The sequence below is a fragment of the Rhizobiaceae bacterium genome, from assembly GCA_023953845.1.
Taxonomy (GTDB): domain Bacteria; phylum Pseudomonadota; class Alphaproteobacteria; order Rhizobiales; family Rhizobiaceae; genus Arvimicrobium.
In genome coordinates, this window is the sequence record JAMLJC010000002.1 from 351,440 (window position 1) to 376,649 (window position 25,210).

The following is a 25,210-nucleotide window of genomic DNA, read 5'->3' on the forward strand; positions in this document are numbered from 1 at the left end:
GCGTCAGGCCTTGGGCTTCAGGCCCTCCAGAAAGAGCTGTTCGAGGAAACGCGCCGCATCCTCGAAGCGCCCGTCGCCGCCCCGGTCGGGACCGAGCACGGCACGCACCTGGACGTCGAAGTCTGCGTAGTGCTGGGTCGTCGCCCAGATCGAGAAGATCAGGTGATAGGGATCGGTCCGCGCGATCCTGCCGGAGCGCATCCAGCCTCTGATGACTTCGACCTTCTCGTCCACGAGCTGTCAGCGGATCGCCAATATCGTCGAGCTCGCGCAGGGGCGCCAGGCAGGTGTCGAGCAGCCGGGCGAGCAGCGTCGAATGGATGTCCTCCTTGCTGCGGAAATAATAGAGCAGGTTGGGCTTCGACATGCCCGCCGCATCGGCGATCTGGTCTATTGTGGAGCCGCGGAAGCCATGCGCCGAAAAGACTTCCAGCGCCGCTTCCAGAATGGCGTCGCGCCTTTCGTTCTGGATGCGCGTGCGGGGATGTGCGCTTTTGGCGGCCAAGTTTCAGGCACCTCCCGGGACAGGAGCAAAGGCGACGATTTGGCCTAATCGACTGGACCAGAGATTTCCGGCGCGTGGAGCGCGTGAGGCTGTGAGCATTTCAGCTATCAGTCCCCTTGACCGCCTGCATGGCGATGCTAACGTTTGTCCATTCGGTCAAATTTGCGTACACGAAAGCGCAGGCAGAACCAAGCGTTGGCCGTTCCGAAACCGCAATTAGAGGAAGCTTGGTCATGTCGAACCGCCTGAAAGTCACGCCCAACGATCTGAGCGCCTTCTGGATGCCCTTCACTGCCAATCGGCAGTTCAAGCAGGCGCCGCGCATGTTCGTGTCCGCCAAGGACATGCATTACACCACGACCGACGGCCGCAAGGTGCTCGACGGCACGGCCGGGCTCTGGTGCGTGAATGCCGGCCACTGCCGGCCGAAGATCACGGAAGCGATCCAGCAGCAGGCAGCCGAACTCGACTATGCCCCGGCCTTCCAGATGGGGCATCCGATCGTGTTCGAGTTCGCCAACCGCCTGGTCGATATCGCGCCGGCCGGCATGGACCACGTCTTCTTCACCAATTCGGGCTCCGAATCGGTGGAAACGGCGCTGAAGATAGCGCTCGCCTATCATCGCGTGAAAGGCGACGGCTCGCGCTTCCGGCTGATCGGGCGCGAGCGCGGCTATCACGGCGTGAACTTCGGCGGCATCTCGGTCGGCGGCATCGTCACCAATCGCAAGATGTTCGGCACGCTGCTGACCGGCGTCGATCATCTGCCGCACACGCACCTTCCGGCCAAGAACGCCTTCTCGAAGGGCGAGCCCGAGCATGGCGCCGATCTGGCAGACGAGCTGGAACGCATCGTCACGCTGCATGACGCATCGACCATCGCCGCCGTCATCGTCGAGCCGATGGCCGGCTCGACCGGCGTGCTCATCCCGCCGAAGGGCTACCTCCAGCGCCTGCGCGACATCTGCACCAAGCACGGCATCCTGCTGATCTTCGACGAGGTCATCACCGGATTCGGCCGTCTCGGCACGCCTTTCGCCGCAGACTACTTCGGCGTGACGCCGGACATCATCACCACGGCCAAGGGCGTCACCAACGGCGTCATTCCGATGGGGGCGGTGTTCGTGAAGAAGGAAATCCACGACGCCTTCATGAACGGGCCGGAGCACCTGATCGAATTCTTCCACGGCTATACCTATTCGGGCAATCCGATCGCCTGCGCGGCCGGCCTCGGCACGCTCGACACCTACAAGGAAGAGGGGCTGCTCACCCGCGCGGCCGAGCTTGCTCCGCATTTCGAGGAAGCGCTGCATTCGCTCAAGGGTGAGCCGCATGTCATCGACATCCGCAATATCGGCCTCGTCGGCGCTATCGAGTTGCAGCCGATCGCCGGACAGCCTACGAAGCGTGCGTTCTCGGCCTTCGTGAAGGCGTTCGAGCGCGGCGCGCTGATCCGCACCACAGGCGACATCATCGCGCTGTCGCCGCCGCTGATCATCACGAAGGGACAGATCGACGAACTGGTCGACCATGTGCGCGAAGTGCTGCGCATGATCGACTGACAGGACTTGTGCAGGCGAGGCCGCGTCGGGAACCGCGGCCCTGCCTCAACAGAATGAGAGGGCATGCGCATGGCGGCGCCAGGCGAGAATTTGCGGATCAATCCGGATCGTCTCTGGGATTCGTTGATGGAAATGGCGAAAATCGGTCCTGGCGTCGCCGGCGGCAACAATCGCCAGACATTGACCGATGAAGACGCGGAAGGCCGTCGCCTTTTCCAGAAATGGTGCGAGGACGCCGGGCTGACGCTGGGCGTCGACAAGATGGGCACCATGTTCGCGACCCGGCCCGGCACCGACCCGGACGCGCTTCCCGTCTATGTCGGCAGCCATCTCGACACGCAGCCTACCGGCGGCAAGTATGACGGCGTGCTGGGCGTGCTGGCCGGGCTGGAGGTCGTTCGCTCCATGAACGATCTCGGCATCAGGACAAAGCATCCCATCGTGGTCACCAACTGGACCAACGAGGAAGGCGCCCGTTTCGCTCCGGCGATGGTTGCGTCCGGCGTGTTCGCCGGAGCGATCACGCTTGACTATGCCTATAGCCGGCAGGACCTCGACGGCAAGATTTTCAGCGACGAGCTGAAGCGCATCGGCTGGCTCGGCGACGAGGAAGTCGGCGCGCGCAAGATGCACGCCTATTTCGAATATCATATCGAGCAGGGACCTATCCTCGAGGCCGAGACGAAGCAGATCGGCGTCGTCACACACTGTCAGGGCCTGTGGTGGCTGGAGTTCACGCTGACCGGCCGCGAGGCGCACACCGGCTCGACGCCTATGGCGATGCGCGTCAATGCCGGGCTTGCCATGGCCCGCATCTTCGAGATGGTGCAGGCGGTGGCTATGGAAAATCAGCCGGGCGCCGTTGGCGGTGTCGGACAGGTGAAGTTCACGCCGAACTCCCGCAACGTGCTGCCGGGCAAGGTGGTCTTCACCGTCGACATCCGCACGCCGGATCAGGCGAAGCTCGACCGCATGCGTGCCACCATCGAGACGAAGGCGAAGGCGATCTGCAACGAACTGGGCGTCGGCTGCTCGGTCGAGGCCGTGGGCCATTTCGATCCCGTCACCTTCGACCCGACGCTCGTCGGCCGTGTGCGCTCCGCCGCGGAAAAGCTCGGCTACACGCATATGGACATTATCTCCGGCGCCGGACACGACGCCTGCTGGGCAGCCAAGGTCGCGCCGGCGACGATGATCTTCTGCCCCTGCGTGGGCGGTCTTTCGCACAATGAGGCGGAAGAGATCTCCAGGGACTGGGCGGCAGGCGGATGCGACGTGCTTCTGCACGCCGTGCTCGAAACGGCCGAGATCGTCACCGACTGATCGGACAGCGACCGTGGAGGCTCTCCTGCGAAGCGTCACACGGTCCCTTGTCCCGACGCTCTTTCCTATGGCGGTGGCGTTCGCGGTCGCCATCGTTTCCGCATCCGCCGCCACCCTCGACATCGCTGGTCCCTATGGCAACGAGGCGGGATGCCGTTTCGCCGCGAATGGCGACTATGGCGACGACAGCCTGCTTCTCCTGACGTCGGAGGAGGTTTCCACCTTCGTGACGGGCTGCATCTTCACGACCATCCGCCCCCAAGGCGAGGGCGCGTTCCTGATCGACGTGCTCTGTTCCCATGAGGGCGAGGAGTACAAGACGACCGGCACGATGCGGATCGAGAAGGTCGCGGGCGCGGACGCCTACTCGATCGTCGACGAGGACGGCAGCCAGTGGGGCGCGGTCGGCCCATGCGACTAGACCAAGGCGGTCATCCAGCCATCTTCGGCGTTTCGGGCACCAGCGCGTCGAGATGCGGCAGCAGCACCACGCTTTCCTGTTCGTTCGGGTCCGTGCGGGCTATGACGGCCGAGACCGGCGCGTCGCTGAGATTGGCGGGCAGGTGCGGCACGCCGGCCGGTATGTACATCATCTCGCCGGCCCGGGTGACGGCATGATGCTGCAACCGCTCGCCGAACCAGGTGTGCGCCTCGCCCGACAGCACATAGATCGCCGTTTCGTGGCTTTCGTGCAGATGCGCCTTGGCGCGGGCGCCGGGCGGCAGCGTCAAAAGGTGCATGCAGATGCCGGTGGAGCCGACGGTCTCCGCCGCGATGCCCGCGAAATAGTTCAGTCCCTGCTTGCCGGCATAGGCTTCGCCGGGACGGATGACGTGGCAGGTTGCGTTTGCTGGCTCGGACACGCAAGGTACTCCGCAAGGTAGTGGGACGGCGAGTGGAATTCAGCACGATGAAAAAAGCAATCGTAGGGTGCCTGAGCAAGCTCCCGAAAGAGGGCGGCGTGCCGACATGACCGGCCAGCCTTCCGTCGTTTCCGCGAGCAGGCTCGGGCTCACCTTTGCCACCAATGACGGGCCGGTGCAGGCCCTTTCCAACGTCGATCTGTCGATCGGCAAGGGCGAGTTCGTGTCCTTCATCGGCCCTTCCGGATGCGGCAAGACGACCTTCCTCCGCACCATCGCGGACCTCGAACAGCCGACGGCAGGCGCCATCACCGTCAACGGCATGACGCCGGAGGAGGCGCGCAAACGCCGCGCCTACGGCTATGTCTTCCAGGCGGCGGCCCTGCTGCCGTGGCGCACCATCGAGAAGAATGTCGCGCTGCCGCTGGAGGTGATGGGCGTTTCCGGAAGCGAGCAGAAGGCGCGCGTGAAGCGCATGCTCGAACTGGTCAATCTCGCCGGCTTCGAGAAGAAATTTCCATGGCAGCTTTCGGGGGGCATGCAGCAGCGCGCCTCGATCGCCCGCGCTCTCGCCTTCGACGCGGACCTGCTGCTCATGGACGAACCCTTCGGCGCGCTGGACGAGATCGTGCGCGATCACCTCAACGAACAGTTGCTCAAGCTCTGGGCGGCGACCGACAAGACGATCTGCTTCGTCACCCATTCGATCCCCGAGGCGGTGTATCTTTCCACCCGCATCGTGGTGATGTCGCCGCGACCCGGCCGGGTCACCGACGTCATCGAATCGACATTGCCGAAGGAGCGTCCGCTCGACATACGCGAGACGCCGGAATTCCTGGAGATCGCCGCCCGCGTCCGCGAGGGCCTCAGAGCAGGGCACAGCTATGAGGATTGAGGCTGGAGGTCCGCAAGTATACCCCTCACCGGTGCTCACCAGTTGGGCGCAGCGCGCATGACCATCTTCCGCGAAAAGATCTGGCCGGTCCTGTCGATCCTGCTGGTGCTGGTCGCGGTCTGGTATGTCGCGGCGGTGTTCATGAACGCGCCGTTCCAGCGGGACATGAACCAGCGCGGCGGCGTGACGCCCGGAACGATGGAGTTCATCGGCCAGACGCTCTCGCAGCCCAAACCCACCCTGCCGGCGCCGCATCAGGTGGCGCAGAACGTCTTCGAGAACACCTTCCTGCGCAAGGTGACCAGCAACCGCAGCCTCGTCTACCATTCCTGGGTGACGCTTTCCTCGACCGTGCTCGGCTTCGCCTTCGGCACCGTGCTGGGCATCCTGATCGCCGTGGGCATCATCCACACCAAGGCGCTGGAACGCAGCCTGATGCCGTGGATCATCGCCTCGCAGACGATCCCGATCCTCGCCATCGCGCCGATGATCATCGTCGTGCTGGCGGCCGTGAACGTCACCGGCATCATCCCCAAGGCGATGATCTCCACGTATCTCTCGTTCTTTCCCGTGGCGGTCGGGATGGTGAAGGGATTGCGTTCGCCGGACCTCATGCATCTCGACCTGATGCACACCTACAGCGCGACCAGGGCGCAGACTTTCTGGAAGCTGCGCGTGCCGGCGTCGGTGCCGTTTCTGTTCGCCTCGATGAAGGTCGCGATCGCCGCCAGCCTCGTCGGCGCCATCGTCGGCGAACTGCCGACCGGCGCGGTGGCCGGCATCGGCTCGAAGCTGCTCGCCGGTTCCTACTACAGCCAGACGATCGACATATGGGCTGCACTCGTGGCCGGATCTGTCGTCGCAGCGCTTCTGGTGACTTTGGTCGGCATCGTCGGCCGGCTGGTCGAACGCGCCATGGGAGCGCGGCTGGCATGAGTTTTGTCCGCCCGTCCTGGCAGGCCGTTCTCGCCATCGTGCTCTGCTTCGCCGCGATGGCGCTGCCGGCCATGAGTTCGCTGGAACTCGACGCGCGCGCCAATCCGACGGCGACCATCGACTATCCGTTCCTCGGCACCGCAGGCCTGATCCGCATCCTGCTGATCGTCGGTGCGGCCGCCTCGATGGCGCGGCTGTCGGCTCTGGGAGAGGCCACGATCCTGTTTTTCGCGGCGCATGCCGCAGCGTGGCTGCTGTTGACGGGCATTGCCGGCTACGAGGGAACCGCGCTCGCGCCGTTCTTCCTGCTCGTTGCGGCCGGCTGGCTTCTTGCCTGGCGTCTCGTCACGGTGCTGTCCTCCATCAAGACCGGCAATCGTGCGCTCGACGGGGTGCTGCGCCTCGTCATCCCGGCGATCTTCGGCGTGTGGCTGTTGATCATCTGGGAAGCGCTGACGCGCGGCTTCGGCATTCCGTTCGTGCTGCTGCCGCCGCCCAGCGCCATTGGCGCGCGCATCGCGAATTCCTTGCCCATCCTGTTTGCGGATGTGCGGCAGACCATCTTCAAGGCGGTGCTGGCCGGCTATGTGCTCGGCTGCGTATCCGGTTTCGTGGTGGCGATCCTTGCGGACCGCATCGGTTTCCTGCGGCGCGGGCTTCTGCCCATCGGCAACATGGTGTCGGCGCTGCCGATCATCGGCGTCGCGCCGATCATGGTGATGTGGTTCGGCTTCGACTGGCCCTCGAAAGCCGCCGTCGTGGTCATCATGACGTTCTTCCCGATGCTGGTGAACACGGTGACCGGGCTGGCCGCCAGCGGCGCAATGGAGCGCGACCTGATGCGCACCTACGCTTCCTCCTATTGGCAGACGCTGTTCAAGCTGCGTCTGCCGGCGGCCGCGCCGTTCATCTTCAACGCCTTGAAAATAAACTCCACTTTGGCTTTGATCGGCGCTATCGTCGCGGAATTCTTCGGGACGCCCGTGGTGGGCATGGGCTTCCGGATCTCCACCGAGGTCGGCCGCATGAACATCGACATGGTCTGGGCCGAAATCGCTGTCGCAGCGGTCGCCGGCTCGGTGTTTTATGGCATCGTCGCCCTCGTCGAGCGGGTGGTGACGTTCTGGCATCCGTCTGTCCGCGGGGGATAGACCAACTTCAGAGGGTAACGAGCATGAAGAAACTTATCGTATCCATGCTGGCGGGCGCGATGTCGTTCGCCGCGGCGCAGGCGATGGCCGCCGACGCCGTGACGCTGCAGCTCAAATGGGTGACGCAGGCGCAGTTCGCCGGCTACTACGTCGCCAAGGACAAGGGTTTTTATGAGGAGGAGAACCTCGACGTCACCATCAAGCCCGGCGGCCCGGACATCGCGCCCGAGCAGGTGATCGCGGGCGGCGGCGCCGACGTAATCGTCACCTGGATGGCGGCTGCTCTGGCGGCGCGCGACAAGGGCGTCAACCTGATCAACATCGCACAGCCTTACAAGAAGGCGGGCATGGAAATGGTCTGCCCGAAGGATGGGCCGGTGAAAACCGAGGCCGACTTCAAGGGCAGGACGCTCGGCGTCTGGTTCTTCGGCAACGAGTATCCGTTCTACGCCTGGATGAACAAGCTCGGCCTCTCGACCGAAGGCGGTCCGGATGGCGTGACGGTGCTGAAGCAGTCCTTCGACGTGCAGCCGCTGATCCAGAAGCAGGCCGACTGCATCTCGGTGATGACCTACAACGAATACTGGCAGTTGATCGACGCCGGCTACAAGCCGGAGGATTTGATCGTCTTCAACTATTCGGAGATGGGCAACGACCTGCTTGAGGACGGCCTCTACACGGTGGAAGACAAGCTGAAGGACCCGGCCTTCGAGGACAAGATGGTCCGCTTCGTGCGCGCCTCGATGAAGGGCTGGAAATACGCCACGGAGAATCCTGACGAAGCGGCCGACATTGTGGTCGAGAACGGCGGTCAGGACGAAAACCACCAGAAGCGCATGATGGGCGAGGTGGCGAAGCTGATCGACAATGCCGACGGCAAGCTGATCCCGGCGGCCTACGAGCGCACGGCGCAGGCGTTGCTCGACCAGAAAATCATCTCCAAGCCGGCGGAAGGCGGCTTCACCACCGCGATCACCGACAAGGCGATCAAATAGGACGCATCTCGGCGAAAGCATCTGAAAGGGGCGGGCGACCGCCCCTTTTTTATGCCGTCATGCCCTTGTCCAGAAATGGTGAAGAGCCAGCGTCGTCTTTGATATTGTAGCGGGGTCGCGGCCGCTGCCCCGGGATGCTATATTGAGGTTCTGGAGATTTGTTATGGCCAATATATCCATCGATGCCGATATCGACGCGATCGTACAGCGTTTCGCGAAGAATACGGGGCGTTCACGCGAGACCGTGCTTCGCGAAGCCATCCTGCGGGGGCTGGAAGATCTTGAAGACGAGGAAGACGTCCGCCGCTCTGATGAAATTTTGGATCGGCTTGAGCGTGGCGAAATCCGGACATACACCTCAGCGGAAGTGAAGCGTCGGCTTGGCTTGGACGATTGAGTACACCGAGCCTGCTGAAAGAACATTGTCCAAGCTCGATCGGAAGGTCGCGCGCAGAATAGTCACTTTCCTTGACGAGCGAATCGCCAGGATCGACGATCCTCGGTCTCAAGGGCAGGCGCTATCGGGTGCTCTGCGCGGCCAGTGGCGCTATCGCGTTGGCGACTATCGCATCATATGCCGGATTGAGGATCGGCGTCTGGTCGTTCTCGTGATCGATATCGGTCATCGAGGCGACGTCTATCGCTGATTTCAACGCTTCTCTCTTATGTCCGTCAGCGTGCGTGCGGGTGTGATCGCTTCGGGGTCGAGCTTGACCTCGATGATCGCGGGCTTGCCGCTTTTTCGCGCGCGTTCGAAGGCGGGCGCGAATTCGGACGTTTCGCTAACCGTCTCACCATGTCCGCCGAAGGCGATGGCGTAGGCGGCGAAATCCGGATTGCGCAGCGTCGTGCCGGACACCCGGCCAGGATATTCGCGCTCCTGATGCATGCGGATCGTGCCGTAGATGCCGTTGTTCAGGATCACCACGATCACCGGCAGATCGTATTGCACGGCGGTGGCGAACTCCTGTCCGTGCATGAGGAAATCGCCGTCGCCGGCCCAGACGATCACCTCGCGGTCCGGGAATACGGCCTTGGCGCCCACGCCTGCGGGCATGCCGTAGCCCATGCTGCCCGAAGTCGGCGCGGCCTGCGTGTTGAAGCGGCGATGCCGGTGGAAGCGATGCATCCATGTCGCGAAATTGCCGGCGCCGTTGCAGATGATCGCGTCCTCCGGCAGCACCGTCTCCAGATGCGCCATGATCGGCCCCATCAGCACCTTGCCCGGCCCGGTGGCTGGCGGTGTCGACCATTCGAGATAGCTCTGGTGAAGCTCTTCCGTGCGGTTCGCCCAGACAGGCGTTCTGGACGGCGTGATGTGCGAAAATGCGTCTGCGAAGGCGGCGGGCGTGGCGTTGATCGCCACGGTCGGCCGGAAGACGCGGCCAAGCTCCTCCGGGTCCGGATAGATGTGCACAAGCTTCTGGTCGGGATAGGGGCTTTTCAGCAGCGTGTAGTCCGCGGACGGCATCTCGCCGAAGCGGCAGCCCACCAGCAGCACGAGGTCGGCCTGCTTGATGTAGCTGCCGAGTTTTGGATTGACGCCGATGCCGACATCGCCCGCATAGTTCGGATGCAGCTGGTCGCAGAGCGCCTGCCGGCGGAACGAGCAGCCGACCGGCAGCGACCATCGTTCCAGCGCCGCGCACATCTGTCCGACGGACTCCTCCGTCCAGCGGGTGCCGCCGAGGATGACGAACGGCCGCTCGGCCTTTTCAAGCAGCTCTTGAAGCGCGGCCATCTCCGGCTCGCCGGGCCGCGTCTCGACAGGCGTCCAGGGCAGGGGTTTTGGCGTCTCGACCTCGTCGGTCAGCATGTCCTCCGGCAGCGAGATGACGACCGGACCCGGCCGCCCGGACGTGGCGACGGCGAAGGCGCGGGTGACGAGTTCGGGGATGCGGCGCGCATCGTCGATCTCGACCACCCATTTGGCGATCGAGCCGTAAAACGCCTTGTAGTCGACCTCCTGAAAGGCCTCGCGCTCCTTGATGCCGCGCGCGATCTGGCCGATGAACAGGATCATCGGCACCGAATCCTGACGCGAGATGTGCACGCCGGCCGAAGCGTTGGTGGCGCCGGGGCCGCGCGTCACGAAGCAGATGCCGGGTTTTCCGGTCAGGCGACCCTCGCAGTCGGCCATCATCGCCGCGCCGCCTTCCTGCCGGCAGACGATGGTCTTGATCGGCGAGTCGTGCAGCGCGTCGAGCACGGCGAGATAGCTCTCGCCCGGCACGCAGAAAAGGCGCTCGACGCCGTTCGCCTCCAGCGCGTCGACGATCAGCTGGCCACCGGTGCGCGTCATGCCTTGTTCTCCAGTTCGGCGAGGATTTCGGCCGTATGTTCGCCGAGGCGCGGCGAAGGCCGTTCATAGGTGAGAGGCGTCGCGGACATCACCATCGGCGCGCGCACTGAGGGCAGCATGTTGCCGTGACCGTCGTCCAGATCCATGCGCATGCCGCGCGCCTCGACCTGCGGGTCGGCGAACATCTCGCCGATATTGTTGATGGGGCTCGCCGGCACGCCAAGGCGTTCCAACTCCGCGAGCAAGGGCGCGCGTTTCCACTTTGCCACTGCCTCGACGATGGCATCATGCAACGAGACGCGGTTGGCGACACGCGAGGCGTTGTCGACGTAACGGCTGTCGCCCGGCAGGTGGTCCAGACCGACCACCGAACAGAATTTGCGAAACTGCGCGTCGTTGCCGGTGGCGAGGATGAAATGTCCGTCCTCCACCGGCAGCACTTCGTAGGGCGCGATGTTCATATGGGCATTGCCCATCTGGACGGGGACCTTGCCGGAAACGAGATAGTTCAAATTCTGGTTGGCAAGCACCGAGATCTGGCTGTCGAACAGCGCCATGTCGATGTGCTGTCCTTCGCCGGTCGCTTCGGCGTGGCGAAGTGCGGCCTGTATCGCGATGACCGAATAGAGGCCGGTGAAGATATCGCTGACCGCAACGCCGGCCTTCTGCGGCTCGCGCCCCGGCTCGCCGGTGATCGACATCAAGCCGGACATGCCCTGGATGATGAAGTCGTAGCCGGCACGCGGCGCATAGGGTCCGGTCTGGCCGAAGCCGGTGATGGAGCAGTAGACGAGCTTCGGATTGACGGCGCGCAGGCTCTCATAGTCGAGACCGTATTTCTTCAGGCCGCCCAGCTTGAAGTTCTCGATCAGGACATCGGCCGTCGCGACGAGCCTGCGCACGGTCTCGACGCCCTCGGGCGTCGAGAAATCGACCGCGATCGAACGCTTTCCGCGATTGCAGGAATGGTAATAGGCAGCCGAGAGGTTCTCTCCGTCGCGCCCGGTGACGAATGGCGGTCCCCATTTTCGCGTGTCGTCGCCGCCATCCGGGTTCTCCACCTTGATGACGTCGGCGCCGAGGTCTGCCAGCAATTGGCCCGCCCAGGGTCCGGCCAGGATGCGGGCCAGCTCGACGACGCGTATGCCTTTGAGGGGAGGGGTGGACATGGCGCTCCTTGCTGTTTCGCCGGCTGTAGCAATGCCGGCCCGCGCTGTCATCCGAAAGCAGCCTGCGACCAATGGTCAGCGCACGGGAATCATCCGGTCCAGCCAGTCGCCGAAATCCCGCATGATGATGTTTCGATTCAACTCGTTGAGGGATTCGTGCCGGGTTTCGGGATAAACCGTTGAAACGAGATTCGAAAACCCCATCCGCCGCAGCCTCGCCGCGAAGTCCGACACCGCCTTGCCGCCATCGGTCGCCGGGTCGCTGTCGCCGCCGACCAGATTGATCGGCAGGTCGCGGCGGACGGCGGAGAAGTTGCCGTCGTCCGCCCCGGCGAAAACGAAGGCGAACACGTCCCGCCACATGGAGACGGACGCGTCCCAGCCGCAGAGCGGGTCGGCGATGTATTTGTCCACCTCGACGGGATCGCGCGACAACCAGTCGAAGGGCATCCGGCGGTTCGGCACTCTTCTGCCCCATTCCTGAAATGTGAGTCGCGGCAGCAGGCGGGACGGCACGTCCGATCCCAGCCGGAATTTTTCCCATGCGAGGATTGCCTGCGCGACGCGCCCCATGAAACCGGCCGAGAAATTGGCGTTCCAGATGGCGGCGGCATCGATGCGGCCGGAGTGGCGCAGGAGGAAGTTTGTCGCGATCAGGCCTCCCATCGAATGGCCGAAAAGGACGACCGGCAGTGCCGGGTGCTCCTCAGTGATCAGCCGATGCACGGCAAGCACGTCCTTCAGGACTTTCGAGACCCCGTCGCGCGCGGCGAAACGACCCTGAGGAGCGTCGGCGGCCTTTGTGTGGCCATGCCCGCGATGGTCATGCGCATAGACGGCGAAACCTCGCCCGGCGAGGAAATCGGCGAAGCGTTCGTAGCGGGCCGAGTGCTCGGCCAGCCCATGATTGATCTGCACGACCGCACGCGGCGCGCCTGCGGGATGCCGCGATTGCAGGTTCAACGCCGCGCCCGTCGGCGATTCCAGTATGCTACGGCTGTCGAACGGCATGTCGCCCCCGGGTCCGTGCCAAGTGTCGGCATGCCGGGAGATGCCGTCAAGCCGCGCAATGGGTCACCCGGCTTCAGGCGTGGCTGCGCTTCCCGTCGGCATCCTGCGCGGCCTCGCCGACGACGCGGTCGCGCCCGTTCGCCTTGGCCTCGTACAGGCGTTCGTCGGCCTGCGCGAACAGGGCGGCGACGCTGGACGCGCCGTCGCCGACCGTGGCGACGCCGGCGCTGACCGACAGTTCGAGCTTGTCGTTGCGACTGGAGACGTGGACCGCGTGGCGGATGTTCTCGCCGAGAAGGCGGGCCATGCCATGCGGGTGCGGGCACAGGATCGCGAACTCCTCGCCGCCGATCCGGTAGACCTGGGCGTTTTCGCCGGCGGCTTCGACGAGCAGCGTGGCGATAGACTTCAGGACGCGGTCGCCCTCCGCGTGGCCGAACCGGTCGTTGATCGATTTGAAATGATCGACATCGAGCACCAGCAGGCTGAGCGGCTGGCCGGTTCGAAGACTCTCGGAGATCGCCTGTTCGGCGTCGGACTGGAAGCGTCCGCGATGCAGCAGACCCGTCAGGCTGTCGCGTCCGACGGTCTCCACCAGCGCCTCGTAGCGTTCGCGATAGGTCAGCACCTCGAAGATGTCGCTCAGGCCGCGCGGGGCCGGCAGGCGCTCCGTCTCCACCCATCTCAAATAGGCGACCATCATCGCGCTGAAGACCAGCGCGGCGGCCATCTTGGCCGCCCATCCCCCGAAGAAGACCTCTGCCGGGGCGTCGCTGAAGAAGCGGAGGGCGAGGTAGAAACCTGCCTGGTCGAGCGTCAGCACGCAGGCGATGGAGACGAGGATGCGCGCGAAAAGCGAGCGCCTGAACATCCGGCCGAGCTTCTCGTAGGCAAGGATGATCAGTATGGCGTCGACGAAGAGCAGTGTTGTGCCCCAGACCATCAGCCACCCCATCTCGTCGATGAAGGCGATATCCGGCGTCTTGTTGTTGGGGAGCAGCGCAAGCTCGTGCTGACGCAGGACGAGCACCATCAGCACCATCACCGCATTGCCGAGAAGCAGGCCGTAGATCGGCTGCCGGACGGCGGCGGCATCTTCCTTGATATAGAGGAGAAGCAGCATCGCCAGCTTCCCGGAGAACAATACCGCCGAGCCCGGCGAGACGATGCCGAATGGCAACTGGACGTAGAAGACGCTGGCAAGATAGGTTTCGAGAAAATGCATCACGCCGAGGGCGCACATGAAGACGCCGATGCCGATGCGCGCGCGCCAGCGGAACAGCGTCGTCATGACGCTGAAGTAGAGGAGCGCTTCGGCGATCAGCAGAAGACTGTTGTGCAACGTCTCGTCCGTGTCTCCGGCGGGCCTGTGGTGCTGGCCCGCCAAACATCACGGTTGTGACGTATAAGGGTTAAGCGGTTGTTTCCCCGTGCCGATCTTCATGTGGCCGGGCAGAGGCAAAAGCGATTGCCGTTCCCTCTGCAATCGCCTACATAGCGCGCAATCCTCCGTTCATCGAAGACAGGGTCAGCGCGCGTGGCACGCCAGTTCATCTATCACATGTCGGGTCTGAGCAAGGCCTACGGCACCAAGAAGGTGCTCGAAAACATCCATCTCTCCTTCTACCCCGACGCCAAGATCGGCATTCTGGGCCCGAACGGCGCTGGCAAGTCGACCATCCTCAAGATCATGGCCGGTCTCGACAAGGAGTACACCGGCGAGGCGTGGCTCGCCGAGGGCGCGACCGTCGGATACCTCGCGCAGGAGCCGGTTCTCGATCCGGCCCTCAACGTTTTCGGCAATGTCATGGAGGGCGTCGTCAGGAAGACGGCCATCATCGACCGCTATAACGAGCTGATGGCCAACTACTCGGACGAGACCGCCGACGAGGCGGCGCAGTTGCAGGATGAGATGGATCGCCTCAACCTCTGGGATCTCGAACAGCAGGTCGAGATGGCGATGGAGGCGCTGGCCTGTCCGCCCAAGGACGCCGACGTGACCAACCTTTCGGGTGGCGAGCGCCGCCGCGTCGCGCTCTGCAAGCTCTTGCTGTCGGAGCCCGACCTGCTGCTCCTCGACGAGCCGACCAACCATCTCGACGCCGAGACCACGGCGTGGCTTGAAAAGCACCTGCGCGCCTACAAGGGCTCGGTGCTGCTCATCACCCACGACCGCTACTTCCTCGACAATGTGACGGGCTGGATTCTCGAGCTCGACCGCGGCCGCGGCATTCCCTATGAGGGCAACTACACCGCCTATCTGGAAGCCAAGGCCAAGCGTCTCAAGCAGGAAGGCCGCGAGGACGACGCCCGCCAGCGCGCCATCTCGCGCGAGCGCGAGTGGATCGCGTCCTCGCCGAAAGCCCGCCAGACCAAGTCGAAGGCGCGCATCAAGGCTTTCGAGGAACTGCTGGAGCAGGCGGACAAGCGCCGGCCGACCGACACGCAGATCGTCATCCCGCATGGCGAGCGGCTGGGCAATGTCGTCATCGAGGTGGAAAAGCTCAACAAGGGTTTTGGCGATCAGTTGCTGATCGAGGACCTGACCTTCAAGCTGCCTCCCGGCGGCATCGTCGGCATCATCGGCCCGAACGGCGCGGGCAAGACGACGCTGTTCAGGATGATCACCGGTCAGGAAAAGCCGGATGCCGGATCGATCCGTATCGGCGAGACGGTGAAGCTCGGCTATGTCGACCAGAGCCGCGACGCGCTCGATCCGAATAAGACCGTCTGGGAGGAAATCTCCGGCGGCGCCGAAGTGGTGAAGCTCGGCAAGTTCGAGGCGAACACCCGCGCCTACTGCTCGTCCTTCAATTTCCGCGGCGGCGACCAGCAGCAGAAGGTCGGCAGCCTGTCGGGGGGGCAGCGCAACCGTGTCCACCTCGCCAAGATGCTGCGCACCGGCGGCAACGTGCTGCTGCTCGACGAGCCGACCAACGACCTCGACACGGAGACCCTGGCGGCGCTTGAGGACGCACTGGAAAGCTATGCCGGCTGCGCCGTCATCATCAGCCACGACCGCATGTTCCTCGACCGCCTCGCCACGCACATCCTCGCCTTCGAGGGCGACAGCCACGTCGAGTGGTTCGAGGGCAATTTCGAGGATTACGAGAAGGACAAGGTGCGCCGCCTCGGCCCCGAGGCGCTCAACCCCCACCGCATGACCTACAAGCGGCTGACGAGATAGTATCCCGTTGTGTGCAGAGTGCCTCTGCTATACATGTATAGCAGAGGAGTTTTCGTATGCTTGCTCTTCGCTTGCCGCCTGACATCGAGAAGCGCCTGGACGATCTGGCCCGGAAAACGGGCCGGACGAAGAGTTTCTACGCACGCGAAGCCATTCTCGAGCATATCGATGACCTTGAGGACCTTTACCTTGCCGAACAGCGGTTGAAGGAAAACGGCCCGCGGATTTCGCTCGAAGACATGATCGAGAAGTACCGCATCGATGATGCCGACATGGCCTGATCTTGTGGCGCATCGAGTTTGACGCCAAGGTCGACAAGGAGTTGGCGCGGCTCGCGCCAAAGGACAGGCAGAGCATTCTCCGCTTCCTGCGCGAACGCGTGGCTCCGCTCGGCAGTCCGCGTGAACTCGGCGAGGCGCTGGCCGGCCCGCTTTCGGGATACTGGAAATATCGTGTCGGCGACTATCGCGTAATTGCCAGGATCGAAGATCGGCAGGTCACCATTCTGGTCGTGCGGATCGGCAATCGACGGGAAGTGTATCGATGATACGATTCCTGAACCCGGCGTAGAAATGACATGCTGGCATAGACCGTCAGTCAGGTTTCTGTCGCAACCCTTTCCAAAGCTGCCTTGATACTGCAAAGAAAAGGGCGCAGCCTTGTCTGGTGGGTTTTGGGGAATTTCTCATGCGTCTTTCGTGCAGGCTGATGCTGTCGACATTCGTGGTGACGGCGGCATTCGCGGCTCCCGCATCCGCCAAGCCCGCGCAGTGCTTCACCACGGACGACGGCTATTATTCCTGCGATTTTCGCGGGCTGGACAAGGCTGGCAGCTTCCGCACTTCGGCGCGCGGCTACCCCACCTATGTGATCGAGGTCTACCAGAGCGGCCGGGCCTACGGTTATGCGGATTTCGGCACCGGCAGCAAGCCGCTGCCGGGCGAGTATATCCGCAGCCGGCAGGATCGCGCCTGCTGGGACAACACCGTGACGGGCACGCAGATCTGCGCCTGGTGAAGACATTCGCATCGCCGCGACACATCACGTGATGATCAGGTCCCTTCCCAAGCCGGCGCGTGCAGACTAAAGGGGCTCGCCAGAGACAGCGTTGAGGGCGCGGTTTTCCGCAACGGGAAGCCTCGTGCAGAATACGGCAAATATGAATCGCGTCATCGTCAGCGGCATCGGGATCGAGATACCCGAAGCCTCGATCAGCAATGAAGAGCTTGTCGAGAGCTTCAACCGGTGGGTCGACGCGGAGAATGCGAGGCGCGAGACTGCCGGCGAGGAACTGCTCGCCAGGTCGGACAGCGACTTCATCATTGCTGCATCCGGCGTGCGGAGCCGCCATGTGCTGGAGCGCGAGGGCATCCTCGATCCGGAGCGGATGGCGCCGCGCATTCCTTTTCGCGGTGACGATGAGCTTTCGGTGATGGCGGAGTTCGGAGCCGTTTCGGCGCGCAAGGCGCTTGCCGACGCGAATATTGCGCCCGCCGACATAGATTTGGTGATCTGCGCGGCGTCTCATCAGCAGCGGCCGTATCCGGCGATCGCCGTCGAGATCCAGAGGGCGCTGGGCCTTGGAGGCGCCGCGTTCGACATGAGCCTTGGCTGCTCGTCTGCCGCAGCCGCGCTGCATGTCGCCTATAACCTGGTCCGGTCCGGCGGGCACCGGCGCGTTCTCATCGTGACGCCCGAGATCATCACCGGTCATCTCAATTTCCGCGACCGGCAGACGCACTTCATCTTCGGCGATGCCTCCGCCTCGATGGTGGTGGAGGCGATCGGCGAGGGCGAGACCCTACCGGGCAAGCTGGAAATCCTTGGCACGGCGCTGTGGACTGAATTCTCCAACAACATCCGCACCAATTTCGGTTTTCTGGCGCGCACGGGCCAGAACGACACCTCCGTCGTCGAGATGGAAGGCATGCTGATCAAGCAGGTCGGAAACAAGGTGTTCAAGGAAGTGACGCAGGCCGCCTATCGGTTTGCGGTCGAGTTCCTCGCCGGCAAGGGGCTGAGACCCGTCGACATGCGCCGTTTCTGGCTGCATCAGGCAAATGCGCGCATGAATGCGATGATCCTGAAGCTGGCGCTTGGCCAGGAGGTCGGCCACGACCGTGCGCCGATGGTGCTCGAGAGGCTCGGCAACACGGCCGCAGCGGGGGCCGTGATCGCGCTGAAGGAGAACCATGAGGATCTGGCCGCCGGCGACAATGGCCTCTTCTGTGCGTTCGGCGCGGGTTATTCCATGGGCGCGGCGCTGCTCCGCAAGATGTAGCGCTATCGATCGGCGGCTTTTATCGCCCGATCAATGTTTTTTGCTGGAGGGTGCGCTCTTCGGGCGATAGCGTTCGCCCGACGAAGGATGAGCCATGGCCGAACAACTGAATCTGCTGGAAAGCGACGTAGAGATCGTCCCGGGCCGCAAGATTTCCGCGCGTGTCGCTGGCACCTATATCGCGCCTGCGGGTGATTTCCAGACGGAGGCGGTCGAGGCTCTGTCGCTCGGTTTCGACGGGATCGCCGGCGACGTGCATGCGGGGCCGACACGTCGCTCGGGCGGACGCGAGCCCTGGTATCCGCGCGGCACCGAAATGCGCAACGAGCGGCAGCTTTCGCTGGTAGCGCCCGACGAACTGGTGATCGTCGCCGGGCGCATGGGCATTGCCGAGGTGAAGCCTGAATGGATCGGCGCAAATCTGCTGATCGACGGCGTTCCGCGCCTTTCCATGCTTCCAGCCGGCTCGCTGATGTTCTTCAAGGGAGGCGTCACGCTGAAGGTCGACGCGCAGAACGGGCCGTGTCGTATCGCCGGACGCGCCATAGCGGAAAACGCCGGCATGGCGGACGCCGGCGCCCTGCTGTTCCCGAAGGTCGCGAAGCGCCTTCGGGGGCTGGTCGCGTGGGTTGAGAGGCCGGGCACGATACGCAGGGGCGAAGACGTCTCCATCCGCGTCCCGGAGCAGTGGATCTACCGGGTTTGAACAGTGTTCAATGCACATTGAACACTGTTCAAACGATGCCGTTCACTGGTTCGTCGCCGTCAGCAGCTTGATGAACTGTTCGGCGACCGGCCGCATCGGCGCGTCTTCCTTTTCGAACTCCAGATATTTTCTGTAGGCGGCGACGGCCTCCTCCTTCCTGCCGAGGTCGCGCAGGGCGTTCGCCTGCACGATGTGGAACGCGGCCTCGGTCGGGGCGATTTCCAGCGCGCGGCTGATGGTGGCGAGAGCGAGATCGGGTTTGCCGAGGATCAACTGGCATTCGGCAAGCTGCCTTATGTAATCCGCGGTTCCGGGCGCGAGCTGGATGGCGCGCTCGAAACGGGGAACGGCATCGCCGCAGCGCCGCAGAATGGTGAGGATGCGGCCGTGTGACATCTGCGCGTCGGCGTCATCCGGCGCGTAGTCGGCCGCGTCCCGGTAGATTTTCTCCGCCGCCTCGTAGTCGTTGGCGGCGAGATGACGGCCGGCAAGAAAGGCGAAGGCCGGCAGGTATCCGGGATCGATCTCCAGAGCGCGCCGAAGCAATTCTTCGCCTTCCTTCTGCCGGCCCGCATCCAGTTCGATCTTGCCGGCCTTGGCGAAATAGCGCGGCGATGCGGTATCCCACTCTGCGGCCTCGACAAGCAGCGCGACGGCGGTCGCGTTGTCGCCCGCCGCTCTGGCGAGGTCGGCCAGACCCTCCGCGGCGAAAACGCTGCGCGGATCGAGCGCCTTCAGCCTCTCAAGTTCCGTTCTTGCCCGCGCGCTGTCGCCCGATGCGCCAAGCGCCTGACCAAGATTGGCGAGCGCCGGCTTGAAGCGCGGATCGAGTTTTAGCGCAGCCTCGAACTCCGTGATCGCGGCCGGAAAATCCCCCTGGTTCACGCGGATCGTGCCGATCAGATTGTGGGCCCACTTCGCATCCGCGTGGTGGGAGCGGATGAGACGCCGTGCGAGCGTGGTCGCCTTCAGAGGTTCGGTGTCCGCAAGAGCGGCCAGTGCCGTGAAGGGGTCCAGATAGGACAGCACCGACGCTGCGCCCTGCCGGAAGTAGGTCCGCTCCTCCATGTCGCCCAATGGCGGAAGGTCGATGATGTCGACCCGGTCACGGATGACGCGCAACCTCAGCCGCACGCCTGCGCGAGCGCAATCCGCGTCGCCGCACACGAACTCGCCGGCAATCCGGGTCTCATAGGCATTGAAGAGCTTTCGCAGGTGGAAGACCAGCGACTCGATCGAAAAGCCGGAGTCCGGAAACGAAAATTCCACCTGCCGCGCATTCGGTATGGCGACGATGGTGTCCTTCGACGTTTTCGCGGCCCGCGCGACGTCGTTCAGCCCGTCCCACAGACGACTGGAAACGACTTCGGGCGTGAAGCCTTGCTCGGAAAGCGCGTCGGGAACGGCGATGGGCTCGATGACGACCTGATCGCGGCGGAATTGCCCGACGAGGATCGGCAGGATGACGATGACTGCGATGAGGAACAGGGCGTTGAGGAACAGGGTCCGCAACGTGTTCGACCACGCCTCCATGTTCGGCAGGGAAAGCCATTCCCTGAGCCGCTGCCATGCGTTCGGTCCGGATGCCTTCGCCCGCGCCATTCGCCCCTGTACCCCCTGCGATCCGCCATTGCCCGTCGACCAGCTTCCCCATCGTCGGCGGCATTTTTGGGACGCACCTTAGCCGTCATCGTCGTCCGGATCGAGCAGCCGCGTGGCGCGCCAGCCTGTCAGCACCGCATTGACCGCGTCGAGCACGAAGAAGCGCGCTGAATCCCGGTCGTAGCCTTCCGCCAGCAGCTTTTCGTAGTCAGTGTGCTGGTGACGGATATGCGCGACGGTGGCGAGCCACACCGCGATGCTCGGCGGCAATGTCTTCATGTGCCGGGCGCCGGCATCCTGCCGGATCTGTTCGGCATCAGAATAGGGCGCCATGGGAATCAGCAGGGTAAGCGCCTTGTCGATGGCGCGGCGGCGCTCGGTCGGTGCCGCCATCGCTACGGCCGCAGCGCGTCGGGAAATGCGTCAACCGAAGAAAAGTACGGCTTGACGTCGACCACGGGCGTGCCATCGAATAGATCGATCGCGTCGATCCCTATCAATCCAGTCGCGAGATCGACGGAGGTGAGGCGCACCACGTGCAGGCCGACCGGATTCGGCCTCACCGGTGAGCGCAGGGCGAAAACGCCTTTGGCGTCAGATGCATGGCGCGGTTTCTGCACAATCAGATTCCGTTGCGCCCGATCGAACCACGACAGGAGGATCGCGTGGGTGAAGGCCTCCAGGCCCAAAAGCCCCTGGCGGAACGGTCCATCGATCTCGATGGAGGCGGGCTGACCGGTTTCGCGCGCCGCGGTCATGTTCTTCGGACACTCGCCCCGATCCGTCCATGGCGACGTCACGCGTCCGATGAACCGGATCGTGGCGTCGGCCTGATCGCCGGGGTTGAAGGGAAGGGCGATTTCGCCCTCGCGGCGTTCGGTCAGATGCATGGGCGATGACAGTCCGGCAACATTTTCTGTTTGCAAGGCGACATATCACGTTGCACTTTGGTTGTTTCTCGCATAAAGATATCTTTATATGTTTTCCGGAATTGCCGATGCGCTCTCGACCCGATGCCGATCTGGATACGCTCGTTGATACATTGAAGGCGGCGGCGGAATCCAGCCGCCTGCGAATCCTGACGCTGCTGGCGCGGGGCGACCTGACGGTTTCCGACCTGACCGAAATCCTCAACCAGTCGCAGCCGCGCGTCTCGCGCCACCTCAAGCTGTTGCTCGAAGCGGGACTGATCGATCGCTATCAGGAAGGATCATGGGCTTTCTTCCGGCTGACCGACGCGGAGGATATGCGCAGCTTCGTGCAGGGCCTCGTTGCGAGGGTTCGCGCCGCCGATCCGCAGATCGAACGCGATCTGGAACGTCTCGGCTCGGTGAAGCGCCGCAGGCAGGAAAGAGCAACGGAGTATTTCCGTGAGAACGCCGCGAGCTGGGATCACATCCGCTCCCTGCACGCTCCCGACGGCGCGGTCGAGGCCGCCATGCTGAAGCTGGTCGGCGACAGGCCGTTCCAGTCGATGCTCGACCTGGGCACCGGCACGGGCCGGCTGCTGGAGCTCTTCGCGCCGCTCTATCGCCGTGGCGTCGGCATCGACATGTCGCGCGAGATGCTTTCGGTGGCGCGCGCCAATCTCGACCGGGCCGGCGTGCCGCATGCGCAGGTGCGGCTCGGCGACATCTACGCGCCGCCGGTGGAACGCGACGCCTACGATCTCGTCACCATCCATCAGGTGCTGCACTATCTGGACGACCCCGCGCTGGCGATCCGCGAGGCGGCCCGGCTGCTGAGGCCGGCCGGCCGGCTGCTGATCGTCGATTTCGCGCCGCACACGCTGGACGTGCTTCGCGACGAACATGCGCATCAGCGGCTCGGTTTTTCCGATCGACAGATCGGCGACTGGTTCGCGGAAGCCGGCATCGATCTCGAAGCGGCGCGCGACATCGCTTCCACCGCCGGGAAGGGCGGCTTGACGGTGAAGGTCTGGATGGGATGCGACCGCAGGCTGCTGGTCGCCGATCCGACGGGACGCGATTTGCAGCAGGAGGTCGCCTGATGAGCCAGTTCCGTCTGTCACGCCGGCCGGATATCGGCGACAAGATCCGCGTTTCGTTCGAGTTCTTCCCGCCGAAGACCGACGAGATGGAGCAAAAGCTCTGGGAAACGGTGAAGCGGCTGGAGCCGCTGGCGCCGCGCTTCGTGTCCGTCACCTACGGAGCCGGCGGCTCGACCCGCGAACGCACCGCGCGCACCGTGAAACGCATCCTCACCGAGACGTCCCTGACCCCGGCTGCGCACATGACCTGTGTCGACGCGTCGAAAGACGAGGTCGATGCGGTGATCGGCGAGTTCGCGGATATGGGCGTGAAGCGTTTCGTGGCGCTGCGCGGCGACCCTGCCGAAGGCGTCGGCGCCGCCTATCGCCCGCATCCGGGAGGCTACGCCAACGGCGCCGAGCTGGTGGCCGCGATGCGCGAGATCGGCGACTTCGACATTTCGGTGTCGGCCTATCCCGAGAAACACCCGGAGAGCCCGGATTTCGCGACGGATATCGACATGCTGAAGCGCAAGGTCGACAATGGCGCGACGCGCGCCGTCACCCAGTTCTTCTTCGACAACGATGTTTTCGAGCGCTACGTCGAACGGGTTCGCCGCGCCGGTATCTACATTCCGGTCGTTCCGGGCATCCTGCCGGTCCACAATTTTGCACAGGTGGCGAATTTCTGCTCCCGCTGCGGCGCGCATGTGCCAGCCTGGCTTGCCGAGCGCTTCGAGGGGCTGGCGAAAGATCCGCAGACGCATGCGCTGGTCGCGTCCGCCGTGGCGGCGGAACAGGTTCTCGATCTGGTGGAGCGCGGCGTCGGCGATTTCCATTTCTACACGATGAACCGCGCCGATCTGGCCTTCGCCATCTGCCACATGATCGGCATACGCGCCATGCCGTCCACGGAGTCGGTCGCAGCCCAAACCGCCGCCTGAACAGTGCTTCTCCCTTCACGACAAAGGGCCGGCAATGCCGGCCCTTCAGAAATTGTCGTCGCCTGAGTTTGCTGTCAGGACCGCTTCACGGTCAAGGAAGTACTCCGATGATCAGGGCGCCTATGAAGGCGAACGCAGCACAAATCATGATGGCATTGATCGGTCGCGCAAGTCCCATGAATAGCCTCCTCGTTGTGGTGACTATTTCGGGAGTCTAGGGGACTTCAGGTCACACGCAAGCGCAAAATATGCTGCATTGCGTCATGATTGTGGAGATTGCGACGGAATTGCGGCGGCTATGGGACGGATTTGATTGCAGAAATCGCGGCCGATTCCATCAGGCAAAAATTTTTTTGATCAACTGGTCAGACGATTTCCGGCCGCATTGGCCGTTCGTTGCCTGACAGGTCCCGGCTTTTCAAGGCGAGCCGTTCAGATCCGTGCCGGAACCCTCGCGCCGCCGGCCAGTTTTCCCGTTGCGATCCTTGGGTTATGCAGCGGTCGGAAGCGAGGGACGACGATGCAGCGATTCGAGAATGCGCGGGCAGCGGCCCATCAGCTCCGGCCGGACGACCCCGTCTATTGCTTCCGTCCGGACGTGCTGAAGCAGGACTGCCGGCGGTTCATGGAGATGTTTCCGGGCAAGACCGCCTATGCGGTGAAGACCAATGGCGAACGGCTGGTGCTGAAGACGCTGGTGGAAGCCGGCGTGAACGCCTTCGACGTGGCTTCCCCCGGCGAGTTCGAGGCGGTGAGGGAGGTCTCGGCCGATGCCGAGATGCTCTACATGCATCCGGTCAAAGCGCAGTCGCATATCAGGCTGGCGCTGGAGAAATACGGCGTGAGGGTCATCGCGCTCGACCATGAGGACGAGATCGCCAAGCTGACGCGCGTGGTGCGGGCGCTCGACATCGATCCCGGGCAGATCACCGTTTTCGTGCGCATCCAGACCAAGGGATCGGCGGCCTATGAATTGTCCAAGAAGTTCGGCGCGGGCCCCGCCTATGCGGTCGAGCTTGCCGACCGGCTCCACCGGACGGGCTTCAAGGTGGGATTGTGCTTCCATGTCGGCAGCCAGATCGAGGACCCGGACACCTATGAACGCGCGCTGGCCTCGGCGGACTGGGTGCGCAACCGCGTGAGCTTCGACCTTGCCGGGCTCGATGTGGGCGGCGGCTTTCCGGCGGAATACGGGCACGATCCGAGAAGCCGCAAGCCCGACATGCCGTCGCTGGGGCAGATCATGTCGCGGCTGCGCGGTGACCTTTCGGAATACGGTTTTGACGGGATGCCGCTGGTCGCCGAACCCGGCCGCGTGATCGTGGCGCGCGCGTTCTCGCTGATCGTGCGCGTGATGCTGCGCAAGGGCCGGCGGCTCTACATCAATGACGGGATCTGGGCGTCGCTGTCGGATTCCTGGACCGGCAAGATCACGCTGCCGGCGCGGTTCATTCCCGACCCCGCCATCCGCGCGCGCAACGGCGACGAGCACAAGATCGTGCCGTTCAAGGTCTGCGGCGCGACCTGCGATTCCGTCGATATATTGTCGCGTCCGTTCTGGCTGCCCGAGACGATCGACACGGGCGACTGGATCGAGATCGGCCATATCGGCGCCTATTCGCTGTCGCTCAGGACGCGCTTCAACGGCTTTTATCCGGATACCTTCGTCGAGGTCACGACGCCCTTCGAGGAAGGCGGCGCGGTGGAGGGCTTTGCCAGCCTGGAAACGATGAGTGGGCCGTGAGCGGTGAGCAGTGACCCGTGAACAGTGGGATTTTACTGTCCACG

26 protein-coding genes and 1 pseudogene are annotated in these 25,210 nt (G+C 63.8%); 18 read left to right on the forward strand and 9 right to left on the reverse strand.

Annotated elements, in window-relative coordinates; translation table 11 throughout:
• Positions 1-3: 3 nt before the first annotated feature.
• Positions 4-505 (reverse strand): annotated as a pseudogene (locus M9955_23705) (TetR family transcriptional regulator C-terminal domain-containing protein).
• A 233-nt stretch (positions 506-738) separates the two neighbouring features.
• Between M9955_23705 and M9955_23710 the strand changes: the two are divergent.
• From M9955_23710 to M9955_23720, 3 genes are all read left to right on the forward strand, one after another.
• Positions 739-2,067, forward strand: a complete 1,329-nt coding sequence (locus tag M9955_23710; protein ID MCO5084652.1) for an aspartate aminotransferase family protein — start codon at positions 739-741, stop codon at positions 2,065-2,067.
• A gap of 69 nt (positions 2,068-2,136) precedes the next feature.
• A complete protein-coding gene (locus M9955_23715; protein MCO5084653.1) occupies positions 2,137-3,390 on the forward strand; it encodes a Zn-dependent hydrolase in 1,254 nt (417 codons plus the stop codon).
• 67 nt (positions 3,391-3,457) lie between these two features.
• Positions 3,458-3,811 carry a hypothetical protein gene (locus M9955_23720; protein ID MCO5084654.1) on the forward strand — a complete coding sequence of 118 codons (354 nt, stop codon included), beginning with the start codon at positions 3,458-3,460 and terminating at the stop codon, positions 3,809-3,811.
• A 10-nt stretch (positions 3,812-3,821) separates the two neighbouring features.
• Here the strand turns inward: M9955_23720 and M9955_23725 are convergent, their stop codons facing one another.
• On the reverse strand, positions 3,822-4,253 hold the full coding sequence (locus tag M9955_23725) for a cupin domain-containing protein (protein MCO5084655.1): 432 nt from the start codon (positions 4,251-4,253) through the stop codon (positions 3,822-3,824).
• A gap of 106 nt (positions 4,254-4,359) precedes the next feature.
• On the opposite strand from M9955_23725, the gene M9955_23730 reads away from it, so the two are divergent.
• The 6 genes from M9955_23730 (at position 4,360) to M9955_23755 (ending at position 8,877) form a co-directional block, all read left to right on the forward strand.
• Positions 4,360-5,148, forward strand: a complete 789-nt coding sequence (locus tag M9955_23730) for an ABC transporter ATP-binding protein (GenBank protein MCO5084656.1) — start codon at positions 4,360-4,362, stop codon at positions 5,146-5,148.
• Positions 5,149-5,205: 57 nt separating this feature from the next.
• Positions 5,206-6,084 carry an ABC transporter permease gene (locus M9955_23735; protein MCO5084657.1) on the forward strand — a complete coding sequence of 293 codons (879 nt, stop codon included), beginning with the start codon at positions 5,206-5,208 and terminating at the stop codon, positions 6,082-6,084.
• Entirely contained in the window at positions 6,081-7,235 is a 1,155-nt protein-coding gene (locus M9955_23740; GenBank protein MCO5084658.1) for an ABC transporter permease, read from the forward strand. Before M9955_23735 ends, M9955_23740 begins: the two co-directional genes overlap by 4 nt.
• A gap of 23 nt (positions 7,236-7,258) precedes the next feature.
• On the forward strand, positions 7,259-8,230 hold the full coding sequence (locus M9955_23745) for an ABC transporter substrate-binding protein (GenBank protein ID MCO5084659.1): 972 nt from the start codon (positions 7,259-7,261) through the stop codon (positions 8,228-8,230).
• 163 nt (positions 8,231-8,393) lie between these two features.
• Positions 8,394-8,627, forward strand: coding sequence for a DUF6290 family protein (locus tag M9955_23750; GenBank protein MCO5084660.1), 234 nt, complete (start codon positions 8,394-8,396; stop codon positions 8,625-8,627).
• Positions 8,611-8,877, forward strand: coding sequence for a type II toxin-antitoxin system RelE/ParE family toxin (locus M9955_23755; GenBank protein ID MCO5084661.1), 267 nt, complete (start codon positions 8,611-8,613; stop codon positions 8,875-8,877). The genes M9955_23750 and M9955_23755 overlap by 17 nt, the downstream gene beginning before the upstream one ends.
• A gap of 2 nt (positions 8,878-8,879) precedes the next feature.
• On the opposite strand, the gene M9955_23760 is transcribed toward M9955_23755, so the two are convergent.
• From M9955_23760 to M9955_23775, 4 genes are all read right to left on the reverse strand, one after another.
• Positions 8,880-10,532, reverse strand: a complete 1,653-nt coding sequence (locus M9955_23760) for a thiamine pyrophosphate-binding protein (GenBank protein ID MCO5084662.1) — start codon at positions 10,530-10,532, stop codon at positions 8,880-8,882.
• Positions 10,529-11,701 carry a CoA transferase gene (locus tag M9955_23765; protein MCO5084663.1) on the reverse strand — a complete coding sequence of 391 codons (1,173 nt, stop codon included), beginning with the start codon at positions 11,699-11,701 and terminating at the stop codon, positions 10,529-10,531. Before M9955_23765 ends, M9955_23760 begins: the two co-directional genes overlap by 4 nt.
• A 75-nt stretch (positions 11,702-11,776) precedes the next feature.
• Positions 11,777-12,712: an alpha/beta hydrolase gene (locus M9955_23770; protein MCO5084664.1), complete on the reverse strand. Its 936-nt coding sequence runs from the start codon at positions 12,710-12,712 to the stop codon at positions 11,777-11,779.
• Between the two features lie 73 nt (positions 12,713-12,785).
• Positions 12,786-14,054, reverse strand: a complete 1,269-nt coding sequence (locus M9955_23775; GenBank protein ID MCO5084665.1) for a GGDEF domain-containing protein — start codon at positions 14,052-14,054, stop codon at positions 12,786-12,788.
• Between the two features lie 195 nt (positions 14,055-14,249).
• Here M9955_23775 and ettA point away from each other — a divergent pair, with 195 nt between their 5' ends.
• The 6 genes from ettA to M9955_23805 all read left to right on the forward strand — a co-directional run bounded on the left by ettA (position 14,250) and on the right by M9955_23805 (position 18,886).
• Positions 14,250-15,899 carry an energy-dependent translational throttle protein EttA gene (gene ettA, locus M9955_23780; GenBank protein MCO5084666.1) on the forward strand — a complete coding sequence of 550 codons (1,650 nt, stop codon included), beginning with the start codon at positions 14,250-14,252 and terminating at the stop codon, positions 15,897-15,899.
• 56 nt (positions 15,900-15,955) lie between these two features.
• Complete coding sequence (locus M9955_23785; GenBank protein ID MCO5084667.1) at positions 15,956-16,180, forward strand: DUF6290 family protein; 225 nt, start codon at positions 15,956-15,958, stop codon at positions 16,178-16,180.
• A gap of 2 nt (positions 16,181-16,182) precedes the next feature.
• Positions 16,183-16,446, forward strand: a complete 264-nt coding sequence (locus M9955_23790; protein MCO5084668.1) for a type II toxin-antitoxin system RelE/ParE family toxin — start codon at positions 16,183-16,185, stop codon at positions 16,444-16,446.
• 140 nt (positions 16,447-16,586) lie between these two features.
• Positions 16,587-16,916 carry a hypothetical protein gene (locus tag M9955_23795; protein ID MCO5084669.1) on the forward strand — a complete coding sequence of 110 codons (330 nt, stop codon included), beginning with the start codon at positions 16,587-16,589 and terminating at the stop codon, positions 16,914-16,916.
• Between the two features lie 142 nt (positions 16,917-17,058).
• Complete coding sequence (locus M9955_23800) at positions 17,059-18,180, forward strand: beta-ketoacyl-ACP synthase III (protein MCO5084670.1); 1,122 nt, start codon at positions 17,059-17,061, stop codon at positions 18,178-18,180.
• A gap of 94 nt (positions 18,181-18,274) precedes the next feature.
• The gene (locus M9955_23805; GenBank protein ID MCO5084671.1) at positions 18,275-18,886 is read left to right on the forward strand and encodes a molybdenum cofactor sulfurase; all 612 of its coding nucleotides are present in this window, start codon (positions 18,275-18,277) and stop codon (positions 18,884-18,886) included.
• A 42-nt stretch (positions 18,887-18,928) separates the two neighbouring features.
• On the opposite strand, the gene M9955_23810 is transcribed toward M9955_23805, so the two are convergent.
• From M9955_23810 to tsaA, 3 genes are all read right to left on the reverse strand, one after another.
• Complete coding sequence (locus M9955_23810) at positions 18,929-20,488, reverse strand: tetratricopeptide repeat protein (GenBank protein ID MCO5084672.1); 1,560 nt, start codon at positions 20,486-20,488, stop codon at positions 18,929-18,931.
• Between the two features lie 78 nt (positions 20,489-20,566).
• Positions 20,567-20,881, reverse strand: coding sequence for a DUF2293 domain-containing protein (locus tag M9955_23815; protein ID MCO5084673.1), 315 nt, complete (start codon positions 20,879-20,881; stop codon positions 20,567-20,569).
• A gap of 2 nt (positions 20,882-20,883) precedes the next feature.
• Positions 20,884-21,378 carry a tRNA (N6-threonylcarbamoyladenosine(37)-N6)-methyltransferase TrmO gene (tsaA, locus tag M9955_23820; protein ID MCO5084674.1) on the reverse strand — a complete coding sequence of 165 codons (495 nt, stop codon included), beginning with the start codon at positions 21,376-21,378 and terminating at the stop codon, positions 20,884-20,886.
• A 107-nt stretch (positions 21,379-21,485) separates the two neighbouring features.
• Here tsaA and M9955_23825 point away from each other — a divergent pair, with 107 nt between their 5' ends.
• The 3 genes from M9955_23825 (at position 21,486) to M9955_23835 (ending at position 25,166) form a co-directional block, all read left to right on the forward strand.
• Positions 21,486-22,499, forward strand: coding sequence for a metalloregulator ArsR/SmtB family transcription factor (locus M9955_23825; protein ID MCO5084675.1), 1,014 nt, complete (start codon positions 21,486-21,488; stop codon positions 22,497-22,499).
• Positions 22,499-23,422 (forward strand): methylenetetrahydrofolate reductase [NAD(P)H], encoded by a 924-nt coding sequence (gene metF / locus M9955_23830; GenBank protein MCO5084676.1) that lies wholly within the window; start codon positions 22,499-22,501, stop codon positions 23,420-23,422. The genes M9955_23825 and metF overlap by 1 nt, the downstream gene beginning before the upstream one ends.
• Before the next feature lie 520 nt (positions 23,423-23,942).
• Positions 23,943-25,166, forward strand: coding sequence for an alanine racemase (locus tag M9955_23835; GenBank protein MCO5084677.1), 1,224 nt, complete (start codon positions 23,943-23,945; stop codon positions 25,164-25,166).
• Positions 25,167-25,210 lie beyond the last annotated feature (44 nt).

Excerpts from the sequence above, each read along its gene's own strand:
- tsaA (MCO5084674.1), bottom strand. The coding sequence starts at position 21,378 with ATGCATCTGACCGAACGCCGCGAGGGCGAAATCGCCCTTCCCTTCAAC.
- M9955_23715 (MCO5084653.1), top strand. The coding sequence starts at position 2,137 with ATGGCGGCGCCAGGCGAGAATTTGCGGATCAATCCGGATCGTCTCTGG.
- metF (MCO5084676.1), top strand. The coding sequence starts at position 22,499 with ATGAGCCAGTTCCGTCTGTCACGCCGGCCGGATATCGGCGACAAGATC.
- M9955_23765 (MCO5084663.1), bottom strand. The coding sequence starts at position 11,701 with ATGTCCACCCCTCCCCTCAAAGGCATACGCGTCGTCGAGCTGGCCCGC.
- M9955_23770 (MCO5084664.1), bottom strand. The coding sequence starts at position 12,712 with ATGCCGTTCGACAGCCGTAGCATACTGGAATCGCCGACGGGCGCGGCG.
- M9955_23825 (MCO5084675.1), top strand. The coding sequence starts at position 21,486 with ATGCGCTCTCGACCCGATGCCGATCTGGATACGCTCGTTGATACATTG.
- M9955_23800 (MCO5084670.1), top strand. The coding sequence starts at position 17,059 with ATGAATCGCGTCATCGTCAGCGGCATCGGGATCGAGATACCCGAAGCC.
- M9955_23740 (MCO5084658.1), top strand. The coding sequence starts at position 6,081 with ATGAGTTTTGTCCGCCCGTCCTGGCAGGCCGTTCTCGCCATCGTGCTC.
- M9955_23720 (MCO5084654.1), top strand. The coding sequence starts at position 3,458 with ATGGCGGTGGCGTTCGCGGTCGCCATCGTTTCCGCATCCGCCGCCACC.
- M9955_23815 (MCO5084673.1), bottom strand. The coding sequence starts at position 20,881 with ATGGCGGCACCGACCGAGCGCCGCCGCGCCATCGACAAGGCGCTTACC.
- M9955_23730 (MCO5084656.1), top strand. The coding sequence starts at position 4,360 with ATGACCGGCCAGCCTTCCGTCGTTTCCGCGAGCAGGCTCGGGCTCACC.
- M9955_23750 (MCO5084660.1), top strand. The coding sequence starts at position 8,394 with ATGGCCAATATATCCATCGATGCCGATATCGACGCGATCGTACAGCGT.
- M9955_23745 (MCO5084659.1), top strand. The coding sequence starts at position 7,259 with ATGAAGAAACTTATCGTATCCATGCTGGCGGGCGCGATGTCGTTCGCC.
- M9955_23760 (MCO5084662.1), bottom strand. The coding sequence starts at position 10,532 with ATGACGCGCACCGGTGGCCAGCTGATCGTCGACGCGCTGGAGGCGAAC.
- M9955_23805 (MCO5084671.1), top strand. The coding sequence starts at position 18,275 with ATGGCCGAACAACTGAATCTGCTGGAAAGCGACGTAGAGATCGTCCCG.
- M9955_23785 (MCO5084667.1), top strand. The coding sequence starts at position 15,956 with ATGCTTGCTCTTCGCTTGCCGCCTGACATCGAGAAGCGCCTGGACGAT.
- M9955_23835 (MCO5084677.1), top strand. The coding sequence starts at position 23,943 with ATGCAGCGATTCGAGAATGCGCGGGCAGCGGCCCATCAGCTCCGGCCG.
- M9955_23810 (MCO5084672.1), bottom strand. The coding sequence starts at position 20,488 with ATGGCGCGGGCGAAGGCATCCGGACCGAACGCATGGCAGCGGCTCAGG.
- M9955_23795 (MCO5084669.1), top strand. The coding sequence starts at position 16,587 with ATGCGTCTTTCGTGCAGGCTGATGCTGTCGACATTCGTGGTGACGGCG.
- M9955_23735 (MCO5084657.1), top strand. The coding sequence starts at position 5,206 with ATGACCATCTTCCGCGAAAAGATCTGGCCGGTCCTGTCGATCCTGCTG.
- M9955_23710 (MCO5084652.1), top strand. The coding sequence starts at position 739 with ATGTCGAACCGCCTGAAAGTCACGCCCAACGATCTGAGCGCCTTCTGG.